We start from the raw sequence: 2362 nt of genomic DNA, 5'->3' as shown, positions 1-2362 counted from the left end.
TGAATCTGGATGTATAGGGGAAGACCACAGTCCGGAAACCCATTTAATCCCGTTGGTACTCCAAGTGGCTCTGGGAAAAAGAGAAAAGATATTCATGTATGGAGAAGACTATGATACTCATGACGGTACATGTATAAGAGATTATATTCATGTAATGGACCTTGTAGATGCTCATATCCTGGCTATAGAAAAGCTGAGAAAGGGTGGAGAAAGCAGCACTTACAATCTCGGAAACGGAAACGGATTCACTGTAAAAGAGGTAATAGAAACAAGCAGAAAGGTGACAGGACATCCTATTCCTGCAGAAGTTGCTCCTAGAAGAGCAGGAGATCCTGCCAAGCTAGTGGCCAGCTCGGAAAAAGCCATGAAAGAACTGGGATGGAAACCTCAGCACGACAGTATGGAAAAAATAATAGCTTCTGCCTGGAACTGGCATAAAAATAATCCACAGGGATATAAAAATTAAGGGGTCGGAGGAACTGGTTATGAATATAAATGTTCAGATAGAAAGACTTGTGAACTACGGTCTGAAGAAGGGCCTTTTGGGGAAATGGGATATTCTTGTAGTGAGAAATGCCATCTTGGATGTCCTGGGGCTAAGCGAGTTTGAAGCTGTCATAATAAAGGATGAGGAGCTGGACACCCCCACTGAAATTTTGGAAAAGATACTGGACTGGGCCTTTGAAAAGGGTGTCCTTGAAGAAAATACGGTTACCTACAGAGAACTGCTGGATACCAAAATAATGGCCTGCCTCATGCCGAGACAATCTGAAGTTGTAGAAAGATTTTACAGCCTGGCTGAAAAAGAAGGAATAAAAGCTTCTACGGACTATTATTATAAAATGTCCAAGGCTTCAAACTATATAAGAACGGAAAGTGTGGCTAAAAATCTTCACTGGTATGCATATACAGAATATGGAGATCTGGAGATAACAATAAATCTATCCAAACCGGAAAAAGATCCAAAGGCAATAGCCGCAGCGAGAAACATGAAACAGAGTTCGTACCCTAAGTGCCTTCTCTGCAAGGAAAATGCAGGCTATGCAGGAAGGATAAATCATCCTGCAAGACAGACTCACAGAATAATTCCTCTGGAACTCAGAAATGAGCAGTGGTATCTTCAGTACTCTCCTTATGTTTATTATAACGAGCACAGTATAATATTTTCAGGGGAGCATGTTCCTATGAAAATATCTAAAAAAAGTTTTGATGCACTTCTTGAGTTTACAGAAAAGTTCCCACATTATTTCATAGGTTCTAATGCTGATCTTCCAATAGTGGGAGGATCGATACTGACTCATGATCATTTCCAAGGTGGAAATTATGAATTTGCCATGGCAAAGGCACCTATAGAAAATGAGATAAGTTTTCCAAAGTATCCAGGTGTGGAGGCAGGGATAGTGAAATGGCCTATGTCGGTTTTGAGGATAAAGTCAAAGGACATGGGGGAGCTGTCACTTCTCGGAGAGGAAATTCTGGAAAAATGGAGAGGTTATACAGATGAGGATCTTGGTATATTTGCAGAGACAGAGGAGCCGCATAATACAATAACTCCAATAGCCAGAAGAAGAGGAGAATACTTTGAGCTGGACCTTGTTTTGAGAAACAACAGGACAAGCGAGGAGCATCCTCTGGGGATATTCCACCCACACAGTGAAGTGCATAACATCAAAAAGGAAAATATAGGACTTATAGAGGTAATGGGACTGGCAGTTCTTCCTGGAAGATTAAAAGAGGAACTTAAGACGCTGGGAGAAGCCATGATCAAAGATAACTATGCAGAGGAGATAGAAAAAGATCCAGAGATGATAAAACATCTCCACTGGGCAAAAAGTATAAAAGAAAAATATTCAGAGCTGGATAGGAACAATGTAAATGAACTCCTGAAAAAAGAGGTTGCCCTGGTATTTTCTAAGGTTTTAGAAGATGCGGGAGTATACAAAAGAAATGAAGAAGGAAAGCTGGGATTTCTCAAGTTTGTGGATGTCGTGAATAGTTAAAAATTAAGATTTAAATTCCCTAAAAAAATTCTTTTTAAAGTTATGTTTTGACACTTTTTAGGGGTATCTTTACTTTTAGTTATTTATCCGGACCTGTAAATAAAACATGATAAAAATGATCTTGCTATCACTATGAAATTGGAGGTTATTATGTATTTTGGTGTAGATTACTATCCTGAACACTGGGATATAGATCTTATAGACAGCGACCTGAAAAGGATGAAAGAGATGGGGGTAAACATCGTAAGAATCGGTGAATTTGCCTGGCATCTAATGGAAAAAGAAGAGGGGAAATATGACTTTTCATTTTTTGACATGGTTATAGAAAAACTTAATCAGAATGAACTGAAGGTAATGTTTGG

At 39.2% G+C, this 2362-nt stretch carries 3 protein-coding genes; all 3 read left to right on the top strand.

The genetic code is table 11. The features are described from left to right. On the top strand, positions 1-466 hold a 466-nt coding region (locus tag ABZA26_RS12880), incomplete at its 5' end, for a GDP-mannose 4,6-dehydratase (RefSeq protein WP_372714915.1). A gap of 19 nt (positions 467-485) precedes the next feature. Beyond that, the gene (gene galT, locus ABZA26_RS12875; protein ID WP_372714914.1) at positions 486-2000 is read left to right on the top strand and encodes a UDP-glucose--hexose-1-phosphate uridylyltransferase; all 1515 of its coding nucleotides are present in this window, start codon (positions 486-488) and stop codon (positions 1998-2000) included. 150 nt (positions 2001-2150) lie between these two features. Beyond that, the coding region (locus tag ABZA26_RS12870) for a beta-galactosidase (RefSeq protein WP_372714913.1) at positions 2151-2362 on the top strand (212 nt) is incomplete at its 3' end.

This window comes from Ilyobacter sp., assembly GCF_041583315.1.
Classification (GTDB): domain Bacteria; phylum Fusobacteriota; class Fusobacteriia; order Fusobacteriales; family Fusobacteriaceae; genus Ilyobacter.
The sequence above is the reverse complement of the archived record's forward strand: the minus strand, read 5'-3'. Positions and strand labels throughout refer to the sequence as shown.